A 26,962-nucleotide genomic window follows, 5' to 3' on the forward strand; every position below is an offset into this window, starting at 1 on the left:
TTATTGATGAATCCTTTGTGATATTTCTTTGGCTGCTGCCACTGGATCAGCTGCATGGTTAATGCCACCACCCACAATGATAATGTCAGCACCAGCTGCAACATACTGATCAACAGTCGCTGGCTTAATGCCACCAGCTACCGAAATTAACATGTCACCACTGACAGCTTTAACTTCTTTAAGCGCGTTTAGCGGAGTTCCGCCAGCTGCTTGTTCATCAACGCCAACATGCACACTGATGCTGTCAACACCAAGACGCTTTAATTCTGCTACTCGCCTAGTTAAATCATGGGCATTAATCGTATCAACGAAGACCTTTTTATTATTTTTGGCAGCAGTTTGAGCACACGCCTTAATCGTCAAATCATCGGTAATTGAGACAACCGTACAATAATCTGCTCCCGCGTCAAAGGTTAATTGAGCTTCATAATCACCTGCATCTGCAATCTTAGTATCAGCTAAAATTTCCTTTTCTGGGAATCTTTTCCTAAATTCACGTACGGCATGCATCCCTTCGTCAATAATAAATGGAGAACCAATTTCAAAGATATCTACATAATCCCTGACCTTTTCACCCAAAGCCAATGCATCAGCTAAGCTAATGTCATCAAGTGCCAATTGTAATTTCATCTGTTATCCTCCTTGGTTTTCTAAATCGCTTACAACAAAATAATACCATTTTTATGTATATTTGCAACTTTTATTTGTAAAAATACACATTTTAGGACAAAAATTGCATATTATCCTCCAATTAGTTAAGATAATTCTTAGTAGCGTAGGGCTTGAGGAGAATCATGATGGCAAACAAATCACTAGACCGGCAGAATAAGTTGGTACAATACATTTCGGAAAATGGCACAGTTAAAATTAGTACCTTAGCTAAAATATTCTCAGTTTCTAGAGAAACTATTAGAAGAGATATTCTGCAACTTGAAAAAGACGGAAAAATCACTAAATGGTTTGGCACCGTAATGCCAGTTAATGACTTTAATATTCCAGCTGTTGAACAGCGCATGACTGTCAACCAAAGTCAAAAAGTGGCTATTTGCAACAAAGCACTAGAATATATGCCAAAATCAGCAGTTATTTTCATTGATGCGGGCAGTACGCTACTGTGGCTTGCAAAAGCCTTAAAGAACAAAAGTGGTTATACTATTCTTACTTCATCAATCCCCGTCATCAATGAACTTGCTGCTAGCAAAAATCGGATTATTATTCTAGGCGGAGTTATTGATCCTGCTACGATGTCGGTCATGGGCACACAAACATTAGAGTTTCTCAATACCATTAAAATCGACACTGCCTTTTTAGGGACTTCCGGCTTTGCCAAACATCAGGGTCCAACCGGTAACAGCTTTAACGATGGCGAAATCAAGCAAAAGATAATGCAAAATAGTCAAACGAAGATTGTTTTAGCAGATAGTTCTAAAGCTGTTTATACCTCGTTAAGTCAATACTCATCTTGGGATAAAATCGACTTGCTAATTACCGATAATAATCTCCCTGCAAAAACATTAGAAGACTTGCAACAAAAAGTAACGGTTATTCGTAGTAAAGCTTAAAATTGTTTTTTCGCACAAAAAAGGCAAAATTCTCAAATTGAATTTTGCCTTTTTATCTATTTTTCTAAAGTTGCCATTTGCTTTTGGTAATCTGCAATAATTAACTTGACATTTTGCTTACCGCGATGTCGTCCATAGGCAATTATCAGTGCTCCAATAGCACCAATACCTGTCATAATCGTCCCGATAACGAATAGCCACGTGGTTTTTTGATAAAAATAGTAACCAAGAACAAAGCCAATAGCACCAATCGTCAAGAAAAACTGTAACCAATATTGCAAATTCTGCAACATCTTTTTTTGAAAACTTACTTCATCTTGATAACCTTTTGTCAGTTCTGCAGCAGTCATCAACTTAACTTCTTTCTTAATAAAATTAGTACTTCAAACCTGGGTTAAATACACCTAAGACTACCCCAACAAAGGCAACCCCGATTAAGATAATCATCGTCCAAATTGCTGAAACATGCTTCTTAGCCATTAACCACCAACAAAACAGTGTCACAATGACTGTCAATAGTCCTGGAAAGATCCCATCAAGCTGCTTCTGTAAATCCAAGAAAACTTTGCCAGTGCTATCCTTTAATTGTAAAGAAGTAGTAACGTTAACCCAAGTAGCTAACACACCACCAACAACCATGCCACCGACAATGGCAATGGCGCGGCGAACAGCTTTACCTTGTTTACCAACTAAGAAGTTAACTGCTTGGTCACCCAGTTTATACCCACGGAAATACAAGAAGCGTTGACCAAAATAAGCAATTAAATCCCAAACGACAATGTAGAAGATTGCACCGACTGGTGAGCCGTTGCGTGACATCCCTAACGCAATTCCTAACAAAATTGGAATCAAGGTACCATCAATTAATGAGTCACCAATACCAGCGATTGGACCCATTAGACCAGCACGCATGTCATTAATCGTTTGACCATCAATTCCAGTACCGTTGGCACGAGCTTCTTCCAGACTGGCAGTGGTCCCAACGATTACTGAACCAAGCATTGGGTTAGTATTAAAGAAAGCCGTATATGCTTGAATATTATCTTTTTGTGCTTTGGCATCATTAGGATATAACTCTTTAATAACCGGCAACATTGAACACAGGTAGCCAAAAGTTTGCATATGCTCCTGTGAAAAACAAGTTAAGGCACCCCAGAACCACAAGTTAAAAGATTTGCTTAAAGTCTTATGACTTAGCTTTTTTGTATCAGTATTTTCCATTATTAAATGTCCTCCTCTTCTTCATCGTCATCTACTGGAACATCATTGGCCGCGGCAGTTTGCGCACCGGAGCCCGAATTGTCTGAACCTTTAGCCATTTCAATTTCGTACATAATTACTGCAAACAGTAATGATATAACAGTAACTGCAACCAAGTTTAAGTGAAGTGAGGCTGCTAGCGTAAAACCAACTAAAAATGGAATAAAGTCTAAAGCCTTATTGATAATTTGCCGTAATAAAATCGCGATTCCGACACATGGTAACATAGCTCCAACCGTGAACAAGGTCTTCATTGGAATCCCGTCCATTGGCAGTGCCGTTCTCAAAGCAGTAACTGCTTGAGCACCGAAGTGAGTCATTAACATCGTTGGTAAGAATGAAAATACCAAGTGTGATAACCATGGCCAACCAAAGTTGACCCCGTAAAGATTATTTAACTTACCTTTTTCAATATCTTTCCAGCCAAAGGCTTGCCAAACCAAGTTTAGAAATGCTACTGCATAAAACAGCACTGAACCTAACGTCCCTACTAATGTAGCCAACGATTTAGCCATATTAGCAGCGTTAGCTCCCATCGGATTTAAGCCACGTGATGAAATTGCCACCATTGCTAAAGGAATCCCAATATAAGAAATCGCCCGGACATCAGCTGCAACCGTACCACCTGGAGTAACTAGAGCAATATAAACTAATTGCGTGGCAACCCCACAAGCAATTCCTAAAGGAATGTTTCCTAAGACGATCCCACAAACTAGTCCACCCACTAGTGGTCGACCAATTGTATAATTACCTACTGCTTGACCAGCCATACAGGAATTTGAACACAAACATGCAAAAAAACCTAAAATGGCTGCTTGAAACCAACTAATTGTCATTTTCTTCTCCTTCTTTATAGAATTTTATTTAATAACCAAATTTTCCTTTAAACTTATCCCAATACCCCAATTGCTTGTCTGGCAACAAGGCAAAGTGGACTTTATAACCTTTTTGACTGATTGCTTCAAAGGCATCACCTTCTTCTTGCGTAAAGGACTGATTACTGCCTAGCTTAATTGCGCCATCGCGGTCATTTCCTGGTCCAACGATCAATTCTTTTTGATCACTAGGAACAAAATTAAGATCGACCAGAATATGTTTCATATCCAATGGATTCTTAGTAATCACAAAGTAGCGGGTTGCAGAATTTAAAACCTTATCCTGCACTTTTTCAAAATGATCCATTGTCCAGACAAAGGTCTTTTTACCCTGATCTTCACCAGCCGATTTATAGGCTGATTTTAAAATTTGATTAGTCGCTGCCTTATCATTCACAGCAATAATCCCGTCACATGGACGTTCCTTAGCCCAACGAGTCGTGATCAACCCGTGAATAATCCGATCATCAACTCTAATTAATGAAACTACCATTTTTCTTCCTCCTAAAAGTTAAATATCATCTTCATCAGCTGCTTGCGCCTCAGGTTCGTACTGCTTCATAGCAGCTTGACCCTCACTTAAGGCAGTCTGAACAATCTTTTCCTTAGTCATAATATCTAATGAAACTGCTGCTGTAAGTGCCATTGAGAAGTTCATCCCACCCAAAACAACTGCGTTTTCCAGATAGTTATGATTGGCAAAAGCCGCTAAAAAAGTTGTCAGCGGACTGCCGCCAATAATATCTGCTAAGACGATAAATTCATCATCAGCTGCAAACTGTTGCTCCTGCAAAAAGGCCTCTACTTGTTGGTTAAAGTCTGCTTGAGAATCCCCATTATGCAGGCACAAAGCAAAAGTCTTCTTCACAGCATCGCCAGCAAACATTTCCAGTGAGGTTCTGACACCTTCTGCAAATTGACCATGCGAAACTAAAATTAAATATTTCACTGCCTTTATTCCTCTCTTCAATTAAGATAAATTAAAATTATCATAATTTTTGGATACGCTACCAGTGCTAAATGTCACTAAACTATGAGTGACAAATGTCATTATCTGTAAGTGCTTTCTAAAATGTCGTTGAATGTCGTCTTAGTTTCGGCGATAATTAGGAAAAGACTAGTGAGTATTTTAGTTGGTAGGGTATGGACAATGAAATTCACGCATGCAAAAAAACAGCCTAAAAATAATTCCCATAGACGAGTACCTCTACTCGTTGGCGGCGAACTTTTTGCAGCTGTCTTTTTTATTTTATTAGTTTGGCTATTATTTATCGTTAATCCCAGTCAAAAATCCCAAGTTAAGATTGGTTCAACCTATATGACGATGAACAACAACTTTTTCCCGGTTTTAAATGAACAGATTGCTAATTACGTTGAAGATCATCACGGTAAATTATATAATCGCGATCCGGCGCTCATTGTTGATAAACAAGTTGAAGAAATCGATTCTTTTATTGCCAAAGGTGTTAATGCCATTATTATTAATCCTGTTGATGGTAATAGTGATAAAATTCTGGCCGCTTTACATCGCGCTAAAAATAAAGGAATTAAAATCGTAATGGTTGATTCGCAAATGAAATCAGACCGGGATGCCGATTGCGTTATTTTATCCGACAATTATAAAGCCGGACAATTGTGCGCTAGGCATCTCCTAACTCATAAAAAGCATGCTAAAATTTTACTACTTGAGCATTATTCCGCTTATTCTGCTAATAATCGGATTCAGGGCTTCACAGATACAATTAAGCAAGCACCTAATCGTAAGAATTTCCAAATCGTCAAAAAAATAAACACTTATGGTCAATCAGAAATCACTTTGCCATTAGTTGAAAAAGCTCTTAAGCAAAAGCCAAAATTCGATACAATTATGGCACTAAACGACCAAGCAGCAGTGGGCGCACTTGCCGCAATTGACGAAGCTAAAATTAAACGAAAAATCAATGTTTACAGCGTTGATGGCTCAGAAAATATGAAAAAACTGCTTGGCGTCAATCCGAATGCCATTGCTACTTCGGCCCAATCGCCAATCAATTTAGGTAAAGCCTCGGTAAAGACTGCTTACAAATTAATTGCCGGTAAACAGGTTAAACATAAAATTATTTTGCCTGTTTATCTAATCACTAACAACAATATCAATAATTACAATGTTCTGGGGTGGCAATGATGCCCAAGTTTAAGCACTTAATCATTCTGCGCCGAATGATGTTATGGCTAAATTTTTTCGCTATTTTATTCAATGCCACTTTATTTACCTATACAACAGATTATGTTATCAAGACTGGTCAATCATACCAACTATTAACTTCCTTAAAGCATATTCCGGATTCGCCACAAGCCATTTTTTGGCAAAGTAGTATCAGCTTTCTCATTTTAGCAAGCCTGATGTTTATTCATCATCATAATCATCACTTTAATCATAATTCTGAACTGAACAATTTGATTTTGTTAGCAGAACTTTTATTTGCAATTGTGGTCTTTATCTCACTGAGAATGACTTATAATGGTGTCTTTTTATTAATTTTTGTCGACTTCATTATTAGTAACCGCAATCAGTATAACTTTCACGACTATCTGATCTGGATCCTGGTTGCAATTAGCCTATTGCTGATCTTATTGGTCACTGACTATTCAATTATTAGCCATCTGTTAACTTTGCCGGATCTAACAACTTATTTAAGTTTTTTACCTGCTCAAATTGGCTCTACCCTCATCTTTTGGAAAAATTTTATTTCAACTTTCAACTTAACTTTTTTCATCTTAATTTTGATTTATTTTGCTATTTTCCAATTAAATCAAGAAAATGACATCCAAAATAAATTGAAGTTAGCTTCCAAAGCCAATGATGAATTAAAAAATTATGCCGCACTCTCCGAACACATTGCCCAAGATCGGGAACGTAAACGTATTGCACGTGATTTACATGATTCAGTCGGTCACGTACTAACCGGGATTGATGCTGGAATTGACGCTAGTTTAGTATTAATCGACATTGACCATGCCGCAACCAAAAAGCAACTTGGTAAAATCCAAGTTGCAGTTAAGCAAGGGATTAAAGATGTCCGCAAGGCGCTCAATCGCATTCGCCCAGGAGCACTTAAGAATTATACGTTAGCCGAATCCTTACGCAAGATGTTACAAGAATACGCCGAACTGTCACAGATTAAAATTAATTTTAACTATCACTGGGGAACAACCGATTTTGAAAAAACTACTGAAAACGTGATTTTCCGGATTATTGAGGAGTCAATTACTAATTCCTTAAGACATGGCCACGCTGATGAAATCACCATTAACTGTACTATTTTAGAACAACATCGCTATCAGCTATTAATCAAAGATAATGGTTCTGGTACCCCTAAAATCAAGCCTGGTTATGGCATTACCCAAATGAAAGAGCGAGTCGCAATTATCAACGGTAAAATTAGTTTTGATGGTAGTAACGGATTCGTGACTAAAGTTGAAATTCCAATGGAAGGAGAAATAAATGATTAAAATTATGATCGCAGATGACCAACAACTGATCAAGGATTCACTTAAGATTATTCTCAATGCTAATCCCGATTTTACGGTAATTGATACTGTTAATAATGGTCAAGAAGTTTTAACCAGCTTAAAAAAGCGGCAACCAGATATTATTCTCATGGACGTCCGTATGCCGAAGATGGATGGCACAGTTTGCACTAAATACGTGAAAGAACAATATCCTCAAATCAAGGTCATTATTCTGACTACTTTTGATGATGATGATTTTATCTTTAGTGCCTTAAAGTATGGTGCGTCAGGTTATCTGCTCAAGGGGGCATCAACTGACGAATTATACGAGGCAATCAAGACGGTCTATCATGGTGGAGCAATGATCAATCCCAATATTGCAGAAAAAGTTTTCAAGTTATTTTCCAAGATGGCCCAAGCTAATTATGCAATTCGCGTTAATGATAAAGACACTAAAAATTTTTCTAAACAAGAATGGACTGTTATCCAGCAGGTAGGCTTCGGCTTATCTAACAAAGAAATTGCTGCTAAATTATTTTTGTCTGAAGGTACAGTACGTAACTACATTTCCCGAATTTTAGATAAATTACAACTGCGCGATCGTACCCAACTTGCGATTTGGGCTGTCCAAACTGGTGTTACAAGTGAGCCAATTGGTGATGACGATGACTCGAAAAAATAAACTGATTTCCCTAACTGTCATTATTTGCTTAATCACTGGTGCAACTTTTTGGTATCACCATACACGTGCCCAGCAAAAAACACTAACTATCGGTCTTTACACTAGTAGCAGTTGGAACGTGCCCAATGGCCACCAATACCACGTGATTGATTACGCAATTAAAAAGTTTAAGCAACAACATCCCGATATTAAAATTAAATATGAAAGTGGTATTCAACAAGATGAATATCGTAATTGGCTTAGTGAAAAAATCATCGAACATCAAACCCCTGATTTATTAATCGTACCTAATCAAGACTTTAATTCCTTAGCCAGTGAAGGCGCCTTTAAAGACTTGACACCGATGATGAAACAGGAAAACTTTAATAGTCAAATTTTTTATCCTAGTACGCTAAAAGCCGGTCAATATCATGGTCAACAGCTAGCTTTGCCATACGAAGCCAATCCTACACTAATGGTTATGAATAAAACGTTGCTAAAAAAACTACAGGTATCCTCTCCGCAAGAGAACTGGACGCCACAGCAATTCTATCAACTTTGTCATCAAATAGTGCAATCTAATCAAAAGAAGCAATATTATGGTGTCACCAGCAGTTATAATTGGCAGGATGCACAACTGGCATACGGTAACGAATTATTTAGTAAAACCGATGGTAGTGTACAACTGGCAACTGATAAAGCACGTAAGGCCTTCTCTTTGGTCGAAAACCTAACCAACGATGTTTCTTCTTATAATGTTACTTCCCAGCTCTTTGATAAAGGGCGTGTCGCCTTTATGCCCCTAGGCTTAGCACAATATCGTACTTATACTTCCTATCCATTTCATATCACACGCAACAACAATTTTTTATGGGAATGTACCAAAATGCCTAGTAAACTAGCGGCACATTCAACTCCGATGGAAACTTCGATGTTTGCCATTTCTAGCAAAGCCAAGAATCCTGCGGCAGCTTGGGATTTCATGAAATTATTATGCACCAATCAGGATGTCCAATATGAGGTAATGAAGACTAACATGGGGGCATCAGTATTGCCTAGTGTCGTTAAGAGTCGAGCTGCTCAAAAAATTTTAGACGAAAAAGTCATTGATTACCATAACTTAACTGTTAAAAAATTAGACTCTATTATGCGTGATGGTGCGGTCTATCCCAAATTTAAGGATTATAACCATAAATGCGAAGAACTCGATTACAAAATCCAAAATGCGCTAAAAGCAGGAAATCTAGAAACTCAATTATTTAATATTCAATCACAAATTAATCAAAGTGAGGAAAAATAGTAAATAAAAGGTCTTTGACCCTAGCGTCAAAGACCTTAATAAGAAGTTTTTGCAAGCTGATTAATACCTGCAAGTAATTCTCATATTCATATTATAAATTATTATTTAAAGTTAACCCGTTTAACATATTGCTCTTTGCCAACTATATAATATCTTTTACCATGAAGCTTGACACTACTGCCATAAGTTCTAACCTGCTTGTTGCGCTTTAGATGTTTACCTTTAATCCGTTTGCCATGTTGATTATAGACATATGCATTATGCTTTAATTTGCGCTTGGTGCCAGAAATATTTCCCGCAGCTAAATACCGATCGTTAGCTAAAACATAGTATTTTTTACCGTTAATCGATTTAATACCGTATGTTTTTACAGTTTTACCTGCCTTGACTTTCTGTACTGTTTTCTTACCAGCTTGATCATAGACATAGGCGTTATGCATCACTATCTTTTTTGTTGCTTTGGACTTAGGTTCAGTACTAGTAGACGTTACTTTATCATCAGGCTTAGGTTCTTCTTTAATTGGCTGTTTAGAACTAGTCTCCGGCTGAGTTATAGTAGGCCTAGTTGGTTGATCAATTGGTGGCAAAACTGGTTCAGGTACTGAAGTCGGTTTATTATTAGTTGGTTTATCAGGATTATTGGGATGCTCATCTGGCACTGTTGAAGTTGGCTTAGACTGTCCCTCATAGCCAATTAACTTGGGACCTACTTCTTGATAACTGACATCAAACTGATTAGTTTGCTGATCATCTTGAGCTGAAATCTTCACGTCTTGAACATTATTAACACAAAACCGGCCCATTGTGGCTGCTTGTCCGTTAGAGAAAAACAACTCAATGGAAGTTTTATCAGTATAAAGCGTTAAGGTAAAGTCCTTAGTATCTTTTAACCCAGAATCATTCAGATAGCCACGACCATCAGCTAAACCATCACGATAATATTTAGCTGCTTCACCTGATAACTCACTACTTTCGCCATCAATCCGATATTTACCTGTTGCTGGATCAAAAATGATGACATTATGATCTTTACCTTGAGTAAATTCGAGTTTGATACTGCCTTGGTAGTTTGCACCATTATTAGTCGAAAAGTGCAACTTATATTTACTATTAGCTGGCTGCTTAGTCAAATTTAACAAATCGTAATACTTATTGGGAAGAGCTGCTTGTTGGCCAACCTTGCCACTTTTCTTTGTAATATTACCTGTTTCAAGACCTTCCGTAATTGGCGTGTTAGCAATTGTTAAGTCATTATTAAGAGTAAGCTTACGCGCTAGAGTATACGCGCCAAGCCGCGTCGAATCAGGATTATTACCGTTTTGATTAGCTTTAATGCCTGAATTGGTATAGCTCCAATTACCAACCCATCCCATCGTAATAAGTTCAGAATCGGCATGAGCCAAATCATCACTTCCGTTAAAGTTAGCACCATAATAATCAGTTCCTTGATCTAATCGTTTGGCATCAGTTTCTGGAACAAAAATACCGTCTTTATCCAAATGACCCACTGTGTAATAAGTACCAGTTGTTTGCCCAGCATTGGGAGCCTTAGCACCAACAAAGAGCACTTGTTTTACTTGTCCATCAGCAGTTTTCATGCTTCTAACGACTGGACATTCAATCGGTGCTTCAAATGGTAACCCCTTGAGAAAGTCGCTGCTAGGAATTTTACTATCTTTTTGATTAGCCTTTGCCATCTTCCACTTAAGGCCATCAGTTGATTGATAAACTCCAATGTTATTGCCTTCAGCAGTATACATAATTAATTTATCTTGCCAATAAAAGACGGCCGGATCACGTTCATCAAACGGATCAATTGAACCCCCAGGCCAACTATGATCCAAAATAGGTTTCTTATCATTTAGCGGATGACTAAAGGTCTTACCATCATCATCGGACCAAGCTGCCCAAATATTCTGTTGATAATCCTTATTGCGCAATCCTGAAAAATAGGCTACTTTAGCTCCCTTAGGCACGTCAGTAATCTGACCATTGTTGGTAATAATTGTGCCTGTCCACGCACTACCCCAAGTATCATCGATATCACCATGCAAATCCTTAATTGCCACTGTTGGCTGACTAAAATGAACAAAATCTTTGGTGGTTACTCGTAGCCAATTTTGCCGAAATCCAGTATTACCTAAGATAACCTTACCGGTATAAAGATAGTAAATATCATACTCTTGATTTTTCTGATCATAAATAATCGTCTGTAAGTCGTTTGACCAATTATCAGCAGTATTTAAATGATAAGAGTTTTCACGCTCTGACGACGTTGCTGATGGATTTAGATAAGTAAAGCCATCATCGGTATAACCATTAGAAACTGCCGATTTATTTGCATTAGCAATTGACCTACTTTGCTGGACACTAGCTAATACATTGGCATTAACCGCTTTAGGATGGCTAACTATGCCCAAACTTAAAAGTGTTGCTACTGCAATTGAAGTACCTAAACAATATTTATTATAATTCACTATTTTCCTCCCATAAAAAGCGTTTACTTTTTAATTTAATTATAAGCATTAAATAACAAAAATTACAGATGATAAATGTAAATATTTCGTTAAAAATAGCTTTTTTGCAGTTTTAAATAACAAATATTTCCAGCAATGCTAAAAAATCACTTACAACACATCGTAAGTGGTTTTTTAATTAGTTAAATTTAGACTTAAAAGTTAGCTTGCTTAACATATTGCTCTTTGCCAACTATATAATATCTTTTACCATGAAGCTTGACACTACTGCCATAAGTCCTAACCTGTTTGTTGCGCTTTAGATGTTTACCTTTAATCCGTTTGCCATGTTGATTATAGACATACGCATTATGCTTTAATTTGCGCTTGGTGCCATCAATATTACCTGCAGCTAAAAATTGATCATCAGCTAAAACATAGTATTTTTTACCGTTAATCGATTTAGTGCCATAAGTTTTTACCGTTTTGCCTGCTGGAATTTTCTGGGCTGTTTTCTTACCAGCTTGATTATAGACATAGGCATTATGCATCACCGTCTTTTCAGTTTCTTGCTGTGCAATCGTTGTAGGGGACTCCGGTTCAGAAACAGCATTCTCTTTAGCGGGTTGCTTAGGTACATTAGTTGTACTGCTTGATTCAATATTAGGTTCTACCTTAGCTTCATAACCTACTAATTTAGGCCCAACTTCCTGATAACTAATCTCAAACTGATTATTTTTTTGCTCATCTTGGGCTGAAATTTTTACATCTTGAATATTATTAACACAGAAGCGACTCATTGTGGCAGCTTGTCCATTAGAAAAGAACAGTTCAATAGAAGTCTTATCAGTATAGACAGTTAAACCAAAGTCTTTAGTATTCTTTAGGCCAGAGTCATTAATATAACCTAAGCCGCTTTCCAAACCATTCTGGTAATAGTTGGCTGCATCACCTGATAATTCGCTGCTCTTACCATCAATTCGATACTTTCCAGTAGTCGGATCAAAAATGATAACATTGTGATCCTTACCTTGAGTAAATTCAATGCGAACTGCACCTTGATAATCTTGATCATCTTTTGTGGCAAAATGAAGCGTATATTTACTATTAGCGGGTTGCCTAGTCAAATTTAATAGCTCGTAATAATCATTTTCACCCTTTACTTGCTCACTTACTTTGCCATCTTTACTTTCAGCCTTACCGGCTTCAAGCCCGGTCGTAATCGGTACACTTTTCAGTGTTAAGTCATTATTAAGGGTAATCTTGCGCGCCAAAGTGTAGGCACCTAGCCGCTTAGAGTTAGGAGCATAACCATTTTGATTGGCCTTAATCCCAGAGTTAATGTAATTCCAATTACCAACCCAACCCATTGTAATCAGATCAGAATCGGCATGAGCTAAATATTCACTACCGCTAAAGTTAGCACCATAATAATCAGTTCCCTGATCTAGCCGCTTAGCATCAGTTTCTGGAACGAACATTCCATCATCATCTACGTGACCAACAGTATAATAAGTTCCAGTCGTTTGATTAGCTCCAGGAGCCTTGGATCCGACAAAGAGAACTTGTTTTACTTTCCCATCAGTAGTCTTCATACTCCTAATTACAGGACATTCAACTGGCGCTTCAAATGGTAAGCCCTTAAGAAAATCCTTGCTAGGAATCTTACTGTCTTTTTGACTTCCCTTAGCATTCGCCCAATTAATTCCATCCTCTGATTGATAGACCCCAATATTGTCACCTTCTGCTAGGTACATCATGAGCTTACCTTGCCAATAAAAGACTGCTGGATCACGTTCATCAGAGCGATTAATGGACGTCCAATCCCAATAATGGTCTAGAATAATCTTTTTATCGTTCAATGGATGACTAAATGTTTTACCATTGTCATCGGACCAGGCTGCCCAGACATTTTGTTGATTATCTTTATTGCTTAAACCGGAGAAATAGGCAACTTTAGCTCCTTTGGGCACACCAATAATCTGACCTTGATTGGTAATAATTGATCCTGTCCATGCACTACTCCAGGCATCACCAATATCACCGCTTAAATCCCTTAGAGCCGTAGTCGGTTTAGAAAAGTGAATAAAATCTTTAGTAGTTACACGGTCCCAATTTTGTTGTTTACCCGTATCACTATTAGTTACATTTGCAGTATGCAAATAATAAATGACATATTCCTGATTTTCCTCATCGTAAATAATCGTCTGTAAGTCGTTAGACCAATCTCGATCAACATTCAAATGATAAGAATCTTCTCGCTCAGGCGAAGTTGCCGTCGGCTTTAAAAAAGTAAACCCATCATCACTATAGCCATTTGACACATACTTACCATCAAGCAGTGGATCAGACTTGCCTGGTTGATTGTCTTGTAAAAGTACACTCGGAATGTCACTTGCTTGAACATCATTGGACATACTCGTCAATCCTAAAGTTAATAGTACTGCCGCTGCAATTGACGTGCCTAAATAATATTTATTACTAGTCATTATTTCCCTCCTATTTTTAAAACGCTTTCTTATTAATTTGATTATAAACATTAAGTAACAAAACTAACAGATGATAAATGTCACCAATTTGGTTAAAATAGTATATTCTACTTAAAGTTCAATCTTTTTTAATAACAAATATAACCTGATACAATTAAGCAACAAAGGAGGAGTAACAATGAAAGAAAATAAATTTTTTACTATTTTAGGTTGGGTAGCTTCAGTAACGGGAATTCTGATGTACGTTTCCTATATTCCCCAGATCATTGATAATTTGCACGGGGCTAAAGGTAATCCAATTCAACCGCTGGCCACCGCAATCAATACTTTCTTATGGGTGATTTATGCCCTTTTTAAAAAGGAACGCGATATTCCACTAGCCGTGGCCAATATGGCTGGTGTAGTCTTTGGACTGATTGCCTTTTTCACGGCAATTTAATTCTGATATTGAAAATAATAAATAAAAAATATAGCAAAATAACTTAATTACGTAGTATAATGATTTTATTATATTATTACAGAAAGCGCATAGAAGATGAAAAGGAAAAAGTTATTAGTAGTACTAGCCTCAGTAGTTTTAGCTACAAGTAGTATAGAAACCATAGCAATAGCACCACAGAATATTCAAGCAGCACAGAATATTATTTGCTAGATCATGATTCTTCACAATATGATGCTAATGGGAATATTCAACCTAACGCTATCGTTAAAGCTGGGTTCAAATTTTATCCTACTTCATCACCTATCAAGACCATAAATGGGCAACAATTTGTCGGTTTTAACAAAGTTTATGTGCCACTTAGCGAAGTTAAACCGGTTTACTCATCAGCTACAACTAGTAATAAGCCAGCACCAGCAGCAAATATCAACCCAACTGTTAATACTTCTGATGCTGAGAACGTAGCAACACCCGTTAAGGTTCCTATCTCAAAAACCAAAACTAAGAAGAAAAAAGCTAAAAAGCATGCATTAATCGGTGACAAGCATGGAATTGTTAAGCATTTCACCCTTCCTAAAAGTTGGCAAAGAACAAATTATAAGAAACCTTGGTATGCTAGCAAAGGTTATTGGGGACCTAAGCTATTAGTATATCCAAGTGCACTTGAATATCCAGCAAGTAACCTTGGAATACCTTTATGTGTTACTGGAAAGGTTAAGGGAACTAATAAATATCCGTGGCAAATGTCCAAGACCTGGAAAACTAAGCAAAGAGACATTGATGGCAGATCTATTTTTGCACATTATGCAAGATGCAAATGGCGTAAACTACATGGTCATAAGTGGGTAACACTATGCAGTATTTACGAAGCTAAACCAACCTCAGATGTTAGTCAAGCAATAACATGTCACTACGAAAAAATTGGCGGAAAGAAACACAAAGTTCTATTTTGGGGAACTTATGGTGGAAAAGTACGGTATCAATATTTCACTTCAAAACGTTTAGCAAAGAAATATGGTCATCATAAGTTTGCTGACATGCATTACTCATCAAAATTTAAATAGTATGAAAAAGCTCGGCTAAAATAGTCGAGCTTTACTTTCTCTATTACACTATAATAGTCAAGAAAAGAGGCTAGATATGATCAAACAAGCAGGGCTTGAATAACCTTAACCTTGACATATCTAAAAATATGAAAAAATTAATTTATCCAGTTATTATTACTGAAGAAAATGATGAAGATGGTCACTACTTTGGCGTTAGTTCTCCCAATATTGAGGGTATGGTAACCCAGGGAAAAACACTAGAAGATGCTGTATATTGGGCTGAAGATGCAATTGCAACCATGCTTGAAGGAGAAGAATATCCCAAGCCACAAGATCCACGTACTTGGAAGTTAGAGCCTAATGAATCTGTGGTTTATGTTACAGTTGATATGGAAAAATGGTTGCGTAGCAAATCTCCTAAAATTCGAAAGAACGTTTCAGTTCCAGAATATCTGGTTGATCTTGGGAAAAAAGAAAAAATCAACTTTTCACAACTACTAACAGAAGCGCTAGAAAACAAATTATTGAATGATTAATGCGAGTTTGCGTTGATATGGATACCTACCTTTGTTTTTAGAAAAAGTTAGGACTAACATTGGAGCCAACTGCAGCATTTGGGTATTAAGAATGAACAAAGATAAACAAAAAAGTTTAATAAACTTTTTAGACAGTATTACTCAAAACCCGTTAGATTATAAATATGAAACTGTTTTAGATAACATTATTGTTTACGTATATTCTTTACAAGATTTCCATACTGTTTTAGGCTGGTGTGGAAGTTGGGGAGCATATTTTACATTTAGCACAGTAGAACAGCCAGACGATACTCATAAAGTTGAATATCAAATTGAGATAACTGATTATGATAAGGATCTGTCTAAATATGTATAGCCTATACCAGTAGTAACTTACTAGCCTTGATTTAACTTAAACCTTTAAGATTTCACTCTTAACAAAAAGGTGATACACTATTCTTAGAAAATAGAAGTGCGTCCTCAGACACACAAAAAGCGTGCACTGCAAGTCGATTTCTTGCATGTTGGCTGAGCGATCCCTAATGGATCGCTTTTTGTTTCTTTTAAAAAAATAAAATCGTGTCCTCAAGGACACGATCAGACAAAAAATTTTATCAAAATTGAATTAAGCAAAAATCATGTTAGTTTTTCTACTTCGCTTCCTGCGCAAAGAATCCTTTTAGTCATAATAAAAAGACAGGTACAAAACCACCTGTCTCCCAATAATATTACTTAAGTAGTTTAATCAACTTATCTAATATACTATTTATAGCATTTAGCAGATTAGTTGCTTGTTTAAGTAAAAAAATTGTTAGGAAAAGTTTTACAACGTCATTCATCGCGCTCACCTCCTTTCAAGAAAGTTGACTAAACTTTCTTAGAGTTGTGCACTTTAAAAGCGTGCGTATCTATTCTACCAAACAAAATTATACCTTTTCAATAAGCTACGCTATGAAAAGAAAAACATAATATGATATAATTAAGTCAGGAAAAGTTTACACGTTATTCAGTGTAAAAGCGTGCACGCAAGTTTGACCACTTGTAGGTACCTGGAGCAGCCTTAATTGACTGCTTTTTTTATGTAAAAATTCAGTTTCTTTTTAAAAAGAAAATCTTGTCCTCAAGGACACGATCAGAGAAAAAATAAGCAAAAGTCGTGTTGACTAATGCTTATTTTTTTACCATGAAATTTTATCAAAATTGAATTAAGGTTCTAAATCATAATAACCTTTACTGCATAAGCTACAAGATGAGCTTCCCATCAGTTTAACAATATCTTAGAAAGGATTTACACAGCTGCTCAAAAATGGATATCAACAAAAATTCAGAATTAGAAGATATTTTTGCAATATTAAAAACAGTTGCTCCAACTACTACTATTAAAAAAACTACAGGTTCTAATTCTATTGAAATACGCGTACACACAGAAGACGATCTTATAATTTTAATGAACTTAATGGGGGCTATCAGGGGGAGTTTTAATATCCAAGGAAACTCTTTTAAAAATTATGTAGTTAATCTAGCAGATTTTGATGAGGATTGGAAAAATCATCCACAAACTTATTAATATACCAGTTGAACTGCTCTAATCTAGTTAATGTACCATCTAGCCGCTCAATGTTATTAAGTTAGTTGCTCTAGCTTCGGGGAGCCAGAGCACTTAGCGGACTTTTTCTTTGCTATTTTACAAAAATAGCTCGGATTTTCCGAGCTGTTTCTGCTGTTTTACTTGAGCAACTTATCTAAAAGCTTAATAAGCTTATCAAGAATTCGCTCAGTCTTAGTTAAGACCAAATAAAACAATACTAAGGTAAATATGTTTGACACGCTTTTTCACCTCCTTTACGGAAAGCCAGTCAACTTTCCAAGATGGTGCACATAACGTGCATATTTATTTTACCAGATTTGATAATCATGATATACTTACTTTACTAAGGTAATGTGTTTAATACGCAACACATGATGTGCTAAGCAAGTTCAGTCACTTGTAAGGTACCTGGAGCAGTCATAAGACTGCTTTTTTTATTTCAAAATTTTGCTTGCCCTTATTGCCTACCTTTATACCAGTTGACTTGTTCTAATCTAGTTGATGTCATTAAGTTAGTTGCTTTAGCTTCGGGGACCAGAGCACTTAGCGTACCTTTTCTTTGCTAGTTTTTTCAGGTTTAACAATTAGCCCAATTAAGTTTTTTACAAAATAGGCCAAGAAAATCTTGGACTAAATTTGCACCTACTTGAATAACTTAATCGCTTCAACCAATTCATGTAAAATGCCTTTAGTTAGCGTAAAGTATTTGTGGGGAAAATAAAAAATAGAAGATTGCCTTCTGTTAAAATGTAGTTTGAACAAGATTACATTCAGAGAGGTTTTCTTCTATATGATTAGTTTACTACAAGACTTACAACTTTTGCTAGATAATTTAACTACTGTTAGTGTCAACTTTTTGTGGGTAATCTTTTTTTAGCCTTAGTAGTTTTTAAAATTCCTCAATTAGACCGATTAAAAAGGACAGATAGGTTCAAGAATTCTCCACAATAATTACTTAATGCATTTAGGCATACTTAGTAATAAACTTGGCTAGTCCTTCCAAGTCATCATCCGTAATGGTACCACGCTTAATCATATATCGCTGTTCAGATATATATAATTTTTGTATAGCCATAATATCCACATAAGATGGCTTACTTAAGCCTTCAATTTGCCAATCTTTTAACGGATAACGATGTGCCTTTACCGACTTTGATTTGCCTTCATATTTAGAAGTGATTTTAAGCACATCGACTGTGTCATTATCCCTTCCAACTACTAAGGCAGGTCTTCTCTTCCCACCCTCACCTTCAAAATAAGTGACATACGCGTCCACAATATCATTAACATTGAAATTAGTCGTCATCTTCAACCCACTTGTTATATTCATCTACTGTCTTCACTTCTTGTACAGGAAGCAATTTAACAGCATTAGCTAATGATAGAGAGGCTTTCTCATGCCGACTTAGTCTTGCATTAAAAGGTAAACCTCCTTCAGCAGCTACACGTTTATAAAACATAGTAACTGCTGTTGTTGGAGATAAGCCTAATTCGTCAAAAATTTGTCCTACTTCGTTAACTAGATTACTATCCATTTGGATCTGCAATCTTTTTTTACCTGTTGCTCTTTCGACCATTTTCTCAAATCTCCTATTCCAAGCATATTAACTATTATATCATGTTTGAGTGCATAATAATCATTAACTACCACAAATTACTCAAATTTGTTCAATATTAGCTATTTTTATTCCTAAATCTTACACTTCAAGAAAGAAATCTAACTTTCGTAGAATTATCTATGAATTTAAAATTATTTCGATAACTTTAAGATTAAACTGAATTTGGTCTTGTGATAAAATTAACCCATCAACATTCAATTAGTTTATTCGGAGGGTAAAAATGGATACGAAGGGTAAAATAAATTTTAAAGCAACTGAAGATTTAGATAAACGGATTGCAAAGCTAAATGATGATGAATTATCTGAGCGTATCTCAGAGGCAACCGATCCAGAAGATAAAAAGTTTTGGAATACAATTTATAATCGTGCACTTCAATTGCGTCAGGCTAAAATAATTAATGCGAAAGAATTTATAAGATGACTTTGGACTTGTATATCTTTGCCGGAATTAATGGAGCTGGCAAATCTTCGCTGTATAGCGCTTCTACAAGTAAAATCAAAAAAAGTAAACGAGCTAATGCAGATGAAATAGCTAGAGATAATCATTGGGATTGGCATGATCAATCTAAAAACTTTAAAGCAATGAGATTAGAAGTAGATAGAATCTACTCATTTATTGAAAATCATCAAAGCTTTAATATGGAAACAACTTTTGCTTCCTCAAAAAATTCTTACTTAAAAATCCTTAACAAAGCGAAAGATCAGGGCTTTATTACCCATCTTCTCTATGTAGGACTTGGTAGTCCCCAATTGGCTAAGGAAAGAGTACAAGCTAGAGTTGTTAAAGGTGGTCATGGTATACCTGATAAAGTAATCGAAAGACGTTATCCAAAGTCCTTGAAAACTCTATCTGAAATCATATCGTACTTTGATACAGTTGAAATTTATGATAATACATACAAATTTGAGCGTATTTATAAGAGAGATGGTAACAAAATAGACGTTATCGATGGTTATGAGTCTGTGCCATGGGCAAAACAAATAATTAATAAAGATAAGATGTTGTTAAATTTACAGTGATTTAGCTTGATAGAATCGTTAAATACCAAATTAATTAAGTAATTTAAAAAGCGTGTTGCACTTCAATGTGAAACACGCTTTTTATGGGTAATAAACTTTTATGCCTGCTGCTTTTTGATAGTTAGCACTTTACACCACAAGCATATCCAGCAATTGTGCTTTAGTCAGTGTTCGCTTAGCCGAGCCACTGATGTTCTCTGCCACTTGACCATCGCGCAGTACTACTAACCGATTGCCATACTTTAGGGCATCTTCTAAGTGGTGCGTAATCATTAGACAAGTCAAATGCTGCTGTGTAATTACCCGATTGGTTTCAGCCATTAACTTGACACTGGTCTTGGGATCAAGGGCGGCTGTATGTTCATCAAGCAATAATAAGTCTGGATGATTCAACGTTGCCATTAAGAAACTCAAAGTTTGCCTTTGCCCACCCGACAAATGTTCCGTTGGCGTATTTAAATGCTCCGTCAGCGAATTGCCAACTGTAGCAGTCAATTGCTCTAATTGTGACTGGTGAGCAGCTAACCCGCGAGCGTGCAAACCGCGATGCTGCCCACGTTTTAACGCTAATAAAATATTTTCTGCCACCGTCATTCTCGGAGCTGTGCCCATCTTAGGATCTTGAAAGACGCGACTGATAAATTTAGTTCTTTTCACTACCGAATCATGATTAATCTCGCGACCAATATGACGAATTTGACCACTGCTAGGGATAATTGTCCCAGCAATCGTGTTGAATAGTGTTGACTTACCAGCACCATTAGCACCAACTACGGTAATGAAGTCACCTTGATTAATCTTCAAGTTAAAGTCATGCAGAATCTTGGCTTCAGCTGGCGTATGTTGATTAACTACGGTGGTTACATTTTCCAGTTCTAGAACAACCTTATTTTCCATTTTGTTTTACCCCTCTGTGCAAAATACCATCTAGCTTCAAATAATGGCGTAAATTCGGTAACATTAAGCAAATTGCTAAAATAATTGCTGAAATCAAGTTCAAGTCATTAGTTGAAAAACCTAGTTGTAAGACAATTAATAAGACAAAACGGTAAATAATACTGCCTAAAGTAACCGCAATTAAGCGCTGATTAAGGGTCAAATAGCCAAAAGCCACTTCGCCAATAATAATTGAGGCCAAAGCAATCACGATAATCCCAATTCCCATGTTAGCATCAGCATAACCATTACTCTGAGCAATTAACGCACCGCTTAAACCAACTAAGCCATTAGAAAGGGTCAATCCTAAAATAGTCATGTTATCCGTATTAATTCCCAGCGAGCGTGCCATTACCTCATTATCACCAGTGACGATGAAGGCCTGTCCCAAGTCAGTATGTAAAAATAAGGCAACCAAGATAGTGATAATAATAATTGTAATGCCACCAATAACTACGGTATCAAAGTAACGCGGCAATTGTTGGAAGAACTTAGCTGAAAAGAGCGTTTTTTGTCCTAATAAAGAAACATTCGAACCACCCATTACATGTAAGTTAATTGATAAGCAACCGGTCATGACCAAAATTCCGGCAAGTAAAATCGGAATCTTACCTTTGGTATAAAGCAATCCAGTGACTAAACCGCCACAAGCTCCACCTAAAAAACCTAGCAAGGTGGCAACTGCTGGACTACATCCCTTAGTAATCGCAGTAACTGTAATTGCTGCTCCTAACGGAAAGGTTCCTTCAACCGTCATATCAGGAAAATTCAAAATTCGAAAAGTTAGATATAAGGCTAGACCTAGAATTGCCCATAACAATCCCTGACCAATACTCGATGTAATTAAACTCATTTGATAATCCTCCCTTTCGCTTTAGCTTGGGCCATAATTTTATGTGGAACAGTTAATCCCAACTTGCGAACTTCTTTTTCATTAATGATGTAGTGACCCCTTTTAATTTTGCTAACTGGATAAGTAGCAGGATTTTTACCTTGTAAAATTTTTGCAGCCATCTTGCCTGCTACGCGGCCCATCTCACGTTGACTAATAGCATATGAAGCCACTCCGCCATCTGCAATCATCGTTTCCGCACATGGAAATATCGGAATGTTAGCCTTATTAGCCACATCAGATAATGTCTTCATCGCCGAAGCCACATTGTTATCGTTAGCCGCATAAACCGCGTCAACCTGCGTTACCATTTGGCTGGCAACCTGTTGGAGATCATTGGTATTAGCAATGGTATACATTTTAGGAGTCAATCCAGCCTTTTTAACTACCTTGTAAAATTGTCTAGCACTAGATTGTCCACCATGATCTGACGAAGTATAAATAATGCCAATCTTCTTAGCATGCGGCAAAATCTGCCGCATCAAAGCTAACTGTTCATTTACTGGATTATCACCAGATGAACCGGTGATGTTAGCACCTGGATGCTGTTCTGATTCAACCAGACCACTAGTAGCAGGATCCGAAATCCCAGCTAAAATAATGGGGGTATCTTTTTTGGCGCTATTGGCTAGTGACTGTGCTGCTGGAGTAGCGATGCCCACCAACATTTCGTTCTTATTAGCCAGTTGTTGCGACATCGTTTTCAGATTGCTTTGGTCGCCCTGTGCATTCAGGAATTCAACCTTGAGATTCTTTCCTTGGGTATAGCCACCTTCCTTAAGACCATCGATGACTCCTTGATGAATTAAATTTAGCGCTGGGTGGGTAATCATTTGCAAGATTCCTACTCGTACTACTTTGGGCTTAGCTGCTTCTTGCTGATTATTTTGAGCTGGCGCAATGGCTAAGTCAAAACCTAAAAAAGCCACAATTGCAGCAATCAATGCCATCATTCGTTTCATTTGTTTCTCCTTGTTTATCTTGAGCAAAATTTTCAACAAAAAAGGCAAACCAGCAATTACTCTGGTCTGCCCAAGGGAGAATCAAAGCCTGCTGCATGTTGTTACCATGCAAGCAAACTTCGTCAATTCAAAAAGTAGTCAGCACGGATACAAACTGTTTGCCAGATCGTATCCGCCACTAACGCGATTACGATCAATCATGCTGGCCTTGCCAAGATGCATTTAATAAGTTAAATGAGTTGATCATAATATTTTTCCTTTCTGTAATTAAGTTATTCTTAGTCTATCTCATTTTTGCTTAATGTCAAGCGCTATTATATAATTTATAAATACCATTCGCTAGGAGGTAACTACTGATATGAAGCAGAATAATCATAAAGATCATAATAATTGGGCACACTTCATCAACCGTGAACGTAAACTCAATCGCTTAATGTCTATTATTTTTTTTATTTACGTCAGTTTTTTAATTATGACACTTATTACTGATTTAGCATTGTTCATGAAGACCATTTTCGTGACGTTTATCATTTTAGTAATCTACTTTATCATTTGCCTAATATTGAATATTTATGACAAGTTCAAGCAAAAAAACTAACTTACCACCTTAATCAGTGAAAGTTAGTTTTTTTATTCATCGACAGTAAATAGTAACTTGTACAGCTCGATGATTTCAATTAATTCTGCTTTTGAAACCCGATCGACTATCGAATTTTGCGTAATGCTACGCGCTTGCAAATCAAGTGCAATAGTCTGATCTAACAATACTTTACCATACACATTCTGCGAACTAGTTAGAGTATGATACATTGGAAAATTACGTTGCGTACTACTAATTGGCGCAACGATTGTCATATTACTAGTGGCTTGCACCAAGTCATGACTGAGAGCAATTGCTGGACGCCGATTTATCTGCTCGTGACCCTTGCTAGGCTTAAAGTCAACATAAAAAATATCACCTTGTTTTACCATTCTAGTTCATGCCCTGATGATGTGCCCCAATCTAATTCTTCTGCTCGTTGCCCATCATCTTGCCAATTAGCAAACAGTTCATGAATATTTTTGGGTTGTTTTTCTTCTGGAGTCAACACAATCGAATTATCTTTAAGGGTAATTGTTAGTGATTGATTTTCTTTAAGATGTAATTGTTTAACTATGTTATTAGGTATTCTAGTAGCCTTGGAATTGCCCCATTGGGCAATCCGGGTTTTTCCAATTATTGCAGTCATTTTCGTCTCCTACCTTTTACATGAAGTATATCCTATGTAGATACATTAAGCAATCTTTATTTACTGCAATTCAAGCAAAAAACTAACTTTCTACCTTAACCCGGTGAAAGTTAGTTTTTTATATTAGTTAAAATTATCTGCTTTAACAAAATGCGTTGTACTAATTGGATAGTAATCAGTACCAGCAATGTTAACTTTACCACCGTAAGTCCGTACTTGCTCACCATTCTTTAATACAGAATTATCAGCACGCACACCTACAGTATCATAAACATAAGCATTATGAGTTAAAGTTCGCACTTTTCCAACAATATTACTTGCGACCACATATTCGTTGTCACCAATTTGAAGGTATTTCTTACCATTAATCGTCTTGGAATCCCCAACTGTCACCTCAGTCCCAGCTGGTTTTAGTTCCGCGGTAATCCGTTGGCCATTAGCATCATAAGTATAAGCATCATGCATCAAGGTTTGCTTACCAGTCGGAGCTTGTGACACTGCAGTAGTCGCAGAATCAGTATCTACAGGCTTAGCATCGTCTGCAGTTGTATCCGGGGCATCTTTGCTGGTATCAGTGGCTTGTAAGTTGTAGTAATACTTAATCAATGAGTAGAACTTACTCATTGAATAGCCCCATTTGTCAAAGTAGCCGTCTGGATCTGTGTGATCTGTTCCGCCTAAAAAGCGCGAAACAGCATGGTGCGACCAGATAGTTCCCTTACCATCACTAGAAGCATTGTTAGGCTTCAAGTTGTAACGATGTAAGATTTTAGCAGCATAAATGGCATCGTTATTGACACTTTTAGCAAATTTATTACGCGTTGATTCCTGACACAGCTCTATCTGGAAGAAACGGTTGTTGGCATTAGCACCAGCACCCCAAACACCATACTTAGGAGTCATCATTTGGATAACTTGCTTGTGATCAACAAAAGCGTGCACATAAGCATACATGTTCTTCCACTCACGATTAAAATAAATCGCCTCGTTATAGGCTGAAGCTCCAGGAGTCGCAGTTTCATGAATAACGATTCCTTCTGGCTTACCCTTACGATACTTAATCTTGTTGCCGCCAGCATAAAATTTATTGTATTTAATGTTCTCAGTTTTCAGTATCTTATATAAGTAGTCAACCCCAACATAGCTATTCTGCTTGGCAATCGAATTGATGGATGCAGCTTGCACGTTTTGACTTACATTAAAAATAGGCGCAACTAAACCTACTCCGATAGCAATAGTAGTTATTAGTTTCTTTATCTTCATCTAAATTTTCGTTCCTTATCTAAATTACCAGCTCGTTAAAAATTACCTTTTTTAATGTATTGATGAATCCCAACTCGGTAGTATTTTTTGCCATAGATGTTAACTGCTGAACCATAAGTGGCAATTGACTTACCCTTCTTTTCTTTTCGGGCATTATCCTGATTACCGTAATCGTTATAAATATAAGCATTGTGCTTCAAAATACGCATCGTGCCATCGATATTACCACTGGCAATGTATTGGTCATCGCCGATGCAGTAATACTTCTTGCCATTAATCATCTTAGTACCATAAGTACCAACGGTTTTACCTTCCGTACCAGATTTTAGTGCCTTCATCCCCTTAACACGTTCGCCCTGTTCATTATAGACATAGGCATTATGCATCAAAGTCTTGTTAACCTTCTTCTCACCTTTTGGCGCTTGCGAAGCTGGTGGCAAGGCACTACCAGTATTTAGGATCGAATCATTTACCCAACCTTTACCAGAAATGTACATCCGCTTTTTGCCGTTATAAAAGGTAATGGTCTTAGTAACGTTAACACTATCACCTTTATTAACGGAATCAGTTTTTGCAGAAACCGAATGATCAGTTGGCCAAGCATAAGTAGCTCCCGATTTTTTAACCGTATAAGACTTCTTGGCATTAGAAATCTGTGGATCATACTGCGTTAAGTTAGAAGTAGTGATCCGATTATTTAAAATCGTATTGTAATTATTAGCCGTGGCATAAGTTCCAGTCAGAGCCTTAGTAGCTGCTTTATAAGATGAGGCATTCTCTAACCACGCACCCTTATAACGCGTTGGTTGCCAAGAAACACCTTTACGCAGCTTTTTACCATTATCGTCAAAAGAAGCCTGATAATTAGGATATTTTCTAAAATTGGCAGTAACGTAATAGCTCTTGCCATTCTTATCCTCTTCACGAGTCTTGCTGGCATAAACGCCACCAGTCCAACTGTCATCAGCCTTCATCCCAAATAAGTTGTTAGCCTTAACAGCCAGACCTGATTGACCCCAATCAGATTCAACAATTGCTTGCGCAATCATTACTGATGGATACAAGCCGTACTTTTTTGATACCTTTTGTGCCTGCTTAGCAGCAGTCTTTAAAAAACTATTCTGTTCGCTAGCACTAGCTGCTGCTACCTTTTCGGTAACAGAAACTCCAGCGATTAAGTTGTTGGTAACCGGTACAACAGTGCCTACCAATGCAGCTGCTGCTAACCCAGTGATAAGTTTTCGTTTCATGAATTATATTTCCTCCTTATGTGACAACTTTATTGTATCGAGCATTGCGCCTCTAGACAATAGCTACCAATTAATTGTAGTCAAAAAGTAATATTGCTCTGATTTTTA

Annotated in this window: 30 protein-coding genes; 13 read left to right on the forward strand and 17 right to left on the reverse strand. The window is 37.0% G+C overall.

The features are described 5' to 3' along the window. On the reverse strand, positions 1 to 630 hold the full coding sequence (hxlA, locus tag OZX56_RS08155; RefSeq protein WP_277125670.1) for a 3-hexulose-6-phosphate synthase: 630 nt from the start codon (positions 628 to 630) through the stop codon (positions 1 to 3). 167 nt (positions 631 to 797) lie between these two features. Here hxlA and OZX56_RS08160 point away from each other — a divergent pair, with 167 nt between their 5' ends. Further along, the gene (locus OZX56_RS08160; protein WP_277139538.1) at positions 798 to 1,562 is read left to right on the forward strand and encodes a DeoR/GlpR family DNA-binding transcription regulator; all 765 of its coding nucleotides are present in this window, start codon (positions 798 to 800) and stop codon (positions 1,560 to 1,562) included. A gap of 56 nt (positions 1,563 to 1,618) precedes the next feature. Here OZX56_RS08160 and OZX56_RS08165 read toward each other — a convergent pair whose 3' ends face one another. The 5 genes from OZX56_RS08165 to OZX56_RS08185 are packed head-to-tail and all read right to left on the reverse strand — an operon-like array spanning position 1,619 to position 4,646. Next, positions 1,619 to 1,912 (reverse strand): DUF202 domain-containing protein, encoded by a 294-nt coding sequence (locus OZX56_RS08165; RefSeq protein WP_277125665.1) that lies wholly within the window; start codon positions 1,910 to 1,912, stop codon positions 1,619 to 1,621. A 25-nt stretch (positions 1,913 to 1,937) separates the two neighbouring features. Continuing rightward, complete coding sequence (locus tag OZX56_RS08170) at positions 1,938 to 2,783, reverse strand: PTS system mannose/fructose/sorbose family transporter subunit IID (protein WP_277125663.1); 846 nt, start codon at positions 2,781 to 2,783, stop codon at positions 1,938 to 1,940. Between the two features lie 2 nt (positions 2,784 to 2,785). Then, positions 2,786 to 3,658 carry a PTS sugar transporter subunit IIC gene (locus tag OZX56_RS08175; RefSeq protein ID WP_277125661.1) on the reverse strand — a complete coding sequence of 291 codons (873 nt, stop codon included), beginning with the start codon at positions 3,656 to 3,658 and terminating at the stop codon, positions 2,786 to 2,788. A 28-nt stretch (positions 3,659 to 3,686) separates the two neighbouring features. Further along, on the reverse strand, positions 3,687 to 4,190 hold the full coding sequence (locus tag OZX56_RS08180; RefSeq protein ID WP_277125658.1) for a PTS sugar transporter subunit IIB: 504 nt from the start codon (positions 4,188 to 4,190) through the stop codon (positions 3,687 to 3,689). An 18-nt stretch (positions 4,191 to 4,208) separates the two neighbouring features. Then, complete coding sequence (locus OZX56_RS08185) at positions 4,209 to 4,646, reverse strand: PTS sugar transporter subunit IIA (protein ID WP_277139539.1); 438 nt, start codon at positions 4,644 to 4,646, stop codon at positions 4,209 to 4,211. Positions 4,647 to 4,847: 201 nt separating this feature from the next. Between OZX56_RS08185 and OZX56_RS08190 the strand changes: the two genes are divergently transcribed. The 4 genes from OZX56_RS08190 to OZX56_RS08205 are packed head-to-tail and all read left to right on the forward strand — an operon-like array spanning position 4,848 to position 9,150. After that, a complete protein-coding gene (locus tag OZX56_RS08190; protein ID WP_277139540.1) occupies positions 4,848 to 5,861 on the forward strand; it encodes a substrate-binding domain-containing protein in 1,014 nt (337 codons plus the stop codon). Beyond that, positions 5,861 to 7,189 (forward strand): sensor histidine kinase, encoded by a 1,329-nt coding sequence (locus tag OZX56_RS08195; RefSeq protein WP_348635957.1) that lies wholly within the window; start codon positions 5,861 to 5,863, stop codon positions 7,187 to 7,189. The genes OZX56_RS08190 and OZX56_RS08195 overlap by 1 nt, the downstream gene beginning before the upstream one ends. After that, complete coding sequence (locus tag OZX56_RS08200; protein ID WP_277139542.1) at positions 7,182 to 7,871, forward strand: response regulator transcription factor; 690 nt, start codon at positions 7,182 to 7,184, stop codon at positions 7,869 to 7,871. The genes OZX56_RS08195 and OZX56_RS08200 overlap by 8 nt, the downstream gene beginning before the upstream one ends. Continuing rightward, positions 7,855 to 9,150, forward strand: coding sequence for an extracellular solute-binding protein (locus OZX56_RS08205; RefSeq protein ID WP_277139543.1), 1,296 nt, complete (start codon positions 7,855 to 7,857; stop codon positions 9,148 to 9,150). Before OZX56_RS08200 ends, OZX56_RS08205 begins: the two co-directional genes overlap by 17 nt. A gap of 101 nt (positions 9,151 to 9,251) precedes the next feature. Here the strand turns inward: OZX56_RS08205 and OZX56_RS08210 are convergent, their stop codons facing one another. Then, a complete protein-coding gene (locus OZX56_RS08210; RefSeq protein WP_277139544.1) occupies positions 9,252 to 11,627 on the reverse strand; it encodes an SLAP domain-containing protein in 2,376 nt (791 codons plus the stop codon). Between the two features lie 194 nt (positions 11,628 to 11,821). After that, positions 11,822 to 14,095, reverse strand: coding sequence for an SLAP domain-containing protein (locus OZX56_RS08215; protein ID WP_277139545.1), 2,274 nt, complete (start codon positions 14,093 to 14,095; stop codon positions 11,822 to 11,824). Positions 14,096 to 14,273: 178 nt separating this feature from the next. Between OZX56_RS08215 and OZX56_RS08220 the strand changes: the two genes are divergently transcribed. The 5 genes from OZX56_RS08220 (at position 14,274) to OZX56_RS08240 (ending at position 17,662) form a co-directional block, all read left to right on the forward strand. Continuing rightward, a complete protein-coding gene (locus tag OZX56_RS08220) occupies positions 14,274 to 14,534 on the forward strand; it encodes a SemiSWEET family transporter (RefSeq protein WP_277125642.1) in 261 nt (86 codons plus the stop codon). A gap of 206 nt (positions 14,535 to 14,740) precedes the next feature. Next, complete coding sequence (locus OZX56_RS08225; RefSeq protein ID WP_277139546.1) at positions 14,741 to 15,598, forward strand: hypothetical protein; 858 nt, start codon at positions 14,741 to 14,743, stop codon at positions 15,596 to 15,598. A gap of 128 nt (positions 15,599 to 15,726) precedes the next feature. Continuing rightward, positions 15,727 to 16,116 carry a type II toxin-antitoxin system HicB family antitoxin gene (locus OZX56_RS08230; protein ID WP_277139547.1) on the forward strand — a complete coding sequence of 130 codons (390 nt, stop codon included), beginning with the start codon at positions 15,727 to 15,729 and terminating at the stop codon, positions 16,114 to 16,116. A 91-nt stretch (positions 16,117 to 16,207) separates the two neighbouring features. Continuing rightward, a complete protein-coding gene (locus OZX56_RS08235) occupies positions 16,208 to 16,471 on the forward strand; it encodes a hypothetical protein (RefSeq protein ID WP_277139548.1) in 264 nt (87 codons plus the stop codon). A gap of 930 nt (positions 16,472 to 17,401) precedes the next feature. Beyond that, positions 17,402 to 17,662: a hypothetical protein gene (locus tag OZX56_RS08240; protein WP_277125632.1), complete on the forward strand. Its 261-nt coding sequence runs from the start codon at positions 17,402 to 17,404 to the stop codon at positions 17,660 to 17,662. Positions 17,663 to 18,647: 985 nt separating this feature from the next. On the opposite strand, the gene OZX56_RS08245 is transcribed toward OZX56_RS08240, so the two are convergent. Beyond that, a complete protein-coding gene (locus OZX56_RS08245) occupies positions 18,648 to 18,989 on the reverse strand; it encodes a type II toxin-antitoxin system PemK/MazF family toxin (RefSeq protein WP_277139549.1) in 342 nt (113 codons plus the stop codon). Then, positions 18,979 to 19,260 carry a type II toxin-antitoxin system RelB/DinJ family antitoxin gene (locus OZX56_RS08250; protein ID WP_277139550.1) on the reverse strand — a complete coding sequence of 94 codons (282 nt, stop codon included), beginning with the start codon at positions 19,258 to 19,260 and terminating at the stop codon, positions 18,979 to 18,981. Before OZX56_RS08250 ends, OZX56_RS08245 begins: the two co-directional genes overlap by 11 nt. 262 nt (positions 19,261 to 19,522) lie before the next feature. On the opposite strand from OZX56_RS08250, the gene OZX56_RS08255 reads away from it, so the two are divergent. Further along, entirely contained in the window at positions 19,523 to 19,723 is a 201-nt protein-coding gene (locus tag OZX56_RS08255) for a hypothetical protein (RefSeq protein ID WP_277125625.1), read from the forward strand. Continuing rightward, positions 19,720 to 20,322, forward strand: a complete 603-nt coding sequence (locus OZX56_RS08260; RefSeq protein ID WP_277125623.1) for a zeta toxin family protein — start codon at positions 19,720 to 19,722, stop codon at positions 20,320 to 20,322. The genes OZX56_RS08255 and OZX56_RS08260 overlap by 4 nt, the downstream gene beginning before the upstream one ends. A gap of 129 nt (positions 20,323 to 20,451) precedes the next feature. Here OZX56_RS08260 and OZX56_RS08265 read toward each other — a convergent pair whose 3' ends face one another. From OZX56_RS08265 to trpX, 3 genes are read right to left on the reverse strand one after another with little or no spacing between them, the layout of a single operon-like run. Next, the gene (locus OZX56_RS08265) at positions 20,452 to 21,219 is read right to left on the reverse strand and encodes an ATP-binding cassette domain-containing protein (RefSeq protein ID WP_277125621.1); all 768 of its coding nucleotides are present in this window, start codon (positions 21,217 to 21,219) and stop codon (positions 20,452 to 20,454) included. Further along, a complete protein-coding gene (locus OZX56_RS08270) occupies positions 21,209 to 22,111 on the reverse strand; it encodes an ABC transporter permease (RefSeq protein ID WP_277125619.1) in 903 nt (300 codons plus the stop codon). The genes OZX56_RS08265 and OZX56_RS08270 overlap by 11 nt, the downstream gene beginning before the upstream one ends. Beyond that, on the reverse strand, positions 22,108 to 23,112 hold the full coding sequence (gene trpX, locus OZX56_RS08275; protein ID WP_277139551.1) for a tryptophan ABC transporter substrate-binding protein: 1,005 nt from the start codon (positions 23,110 to 23,112) through the stop codon (positions 22,108 to 22,110). Before trpX ends, OZX56_RS08270 begins: the two co-directional genes overlap by 4 nt. Before the next feature lie 358 nt (positions 23,113 to 23,470). Between trpX and OZX56_RS08280 the strand changes: the two genes are divergently transcribed. After that, positions 23,471 to 23,710 carry a hypothetical protein gene (locus OZX56_RS08280; RefSeq protein ID WP_277125615.1) on the forward strand — a complete coding sequence of 80 codons (240 nt, stop codon included), beginning with the start codon at positions 23,471 to 23,473 and terminating at the stop codon, positions 23,708 to 23,710. A 32-nt stretch (positions 23,711 to 23,742) separates the two neighbouring features. Here the strand turns inward: OZX56_RS08280 and OZX56_RS08285 are convergent, their stop codons facing one another. The 4 genes from OZX56_RS08285 to OZX56_RS08300 all read right to left on the reverse strand — a co-directional run bounded on the left by OZX56_RS08285 (position 23,743) and on the right by OZX56_RS08300 (position 26,854). Next, the gene (locus tag OZX56_RS08285) at positions 23,743 to 24,084 is read right to left on the reverse strand and encodes a type II toxin-antitoxin system PemK/MazF family toxin (protein WP_277125613.1); all 342 of its coding nucleotides are present in this window, start codon (positions 24,082 to 24,084) and stop codon (positions 23,743 to 23,745) included. Continuing rightward, positions 24,078 to 24,341 (reverse strand): AbrB/MazE/SpoVT family DNA-binding domain-containing protein, encoded by a 264-nt coding sequence (locus OZX56_RS08290; RefSeq protein WP_277125612.1) that lies wholly within the window; start codon positions 24,339 to 24,341, stop codon positions 24,078 to 24,080. Before OZX56_RS08290 ends, OZX56_RS08285 begins: the two co-directional genes overlap by 7 nt. Before the next feature lie 123 nt (positions 24,342 to 24,464). Next, on the reverse strand, positions 24,465 to 25,604 hold the full coding sequence (locus OZX56_RS08295) for an SLAP domain-containing protein (RefSeq protein ID WP_277139552.1): 1,140 nt from the start codon (positions 25,602 to 25,604) through the stop codon (positions 24,465 to 24,467). 35 nt (positions 25,605 to 25,639) lie between these two features. Next, positions 25,640 to 26,854: a glucosaminidase domain-containing protein gene (locus OZX56_RS08300; protein WP_277139553.1), complete on the reverse strand. Its 1,215-nt coding sequence runs from the start codon at positions 26,852 to 26,854 to the stop codon at positions 25,640 to 25,642. Positions 26,855 to 26,962: the final 108 nt, after the last annotated feature.

The sequence above is a fragment of the Lactobacillus sp. ESL0684 genome (assembly GCF_029392675.1).
Lineage (GTDB): Bacteria > Bacillota > Bacilli > Lactobacillales > Lactobacillaceae > Lactobacillus.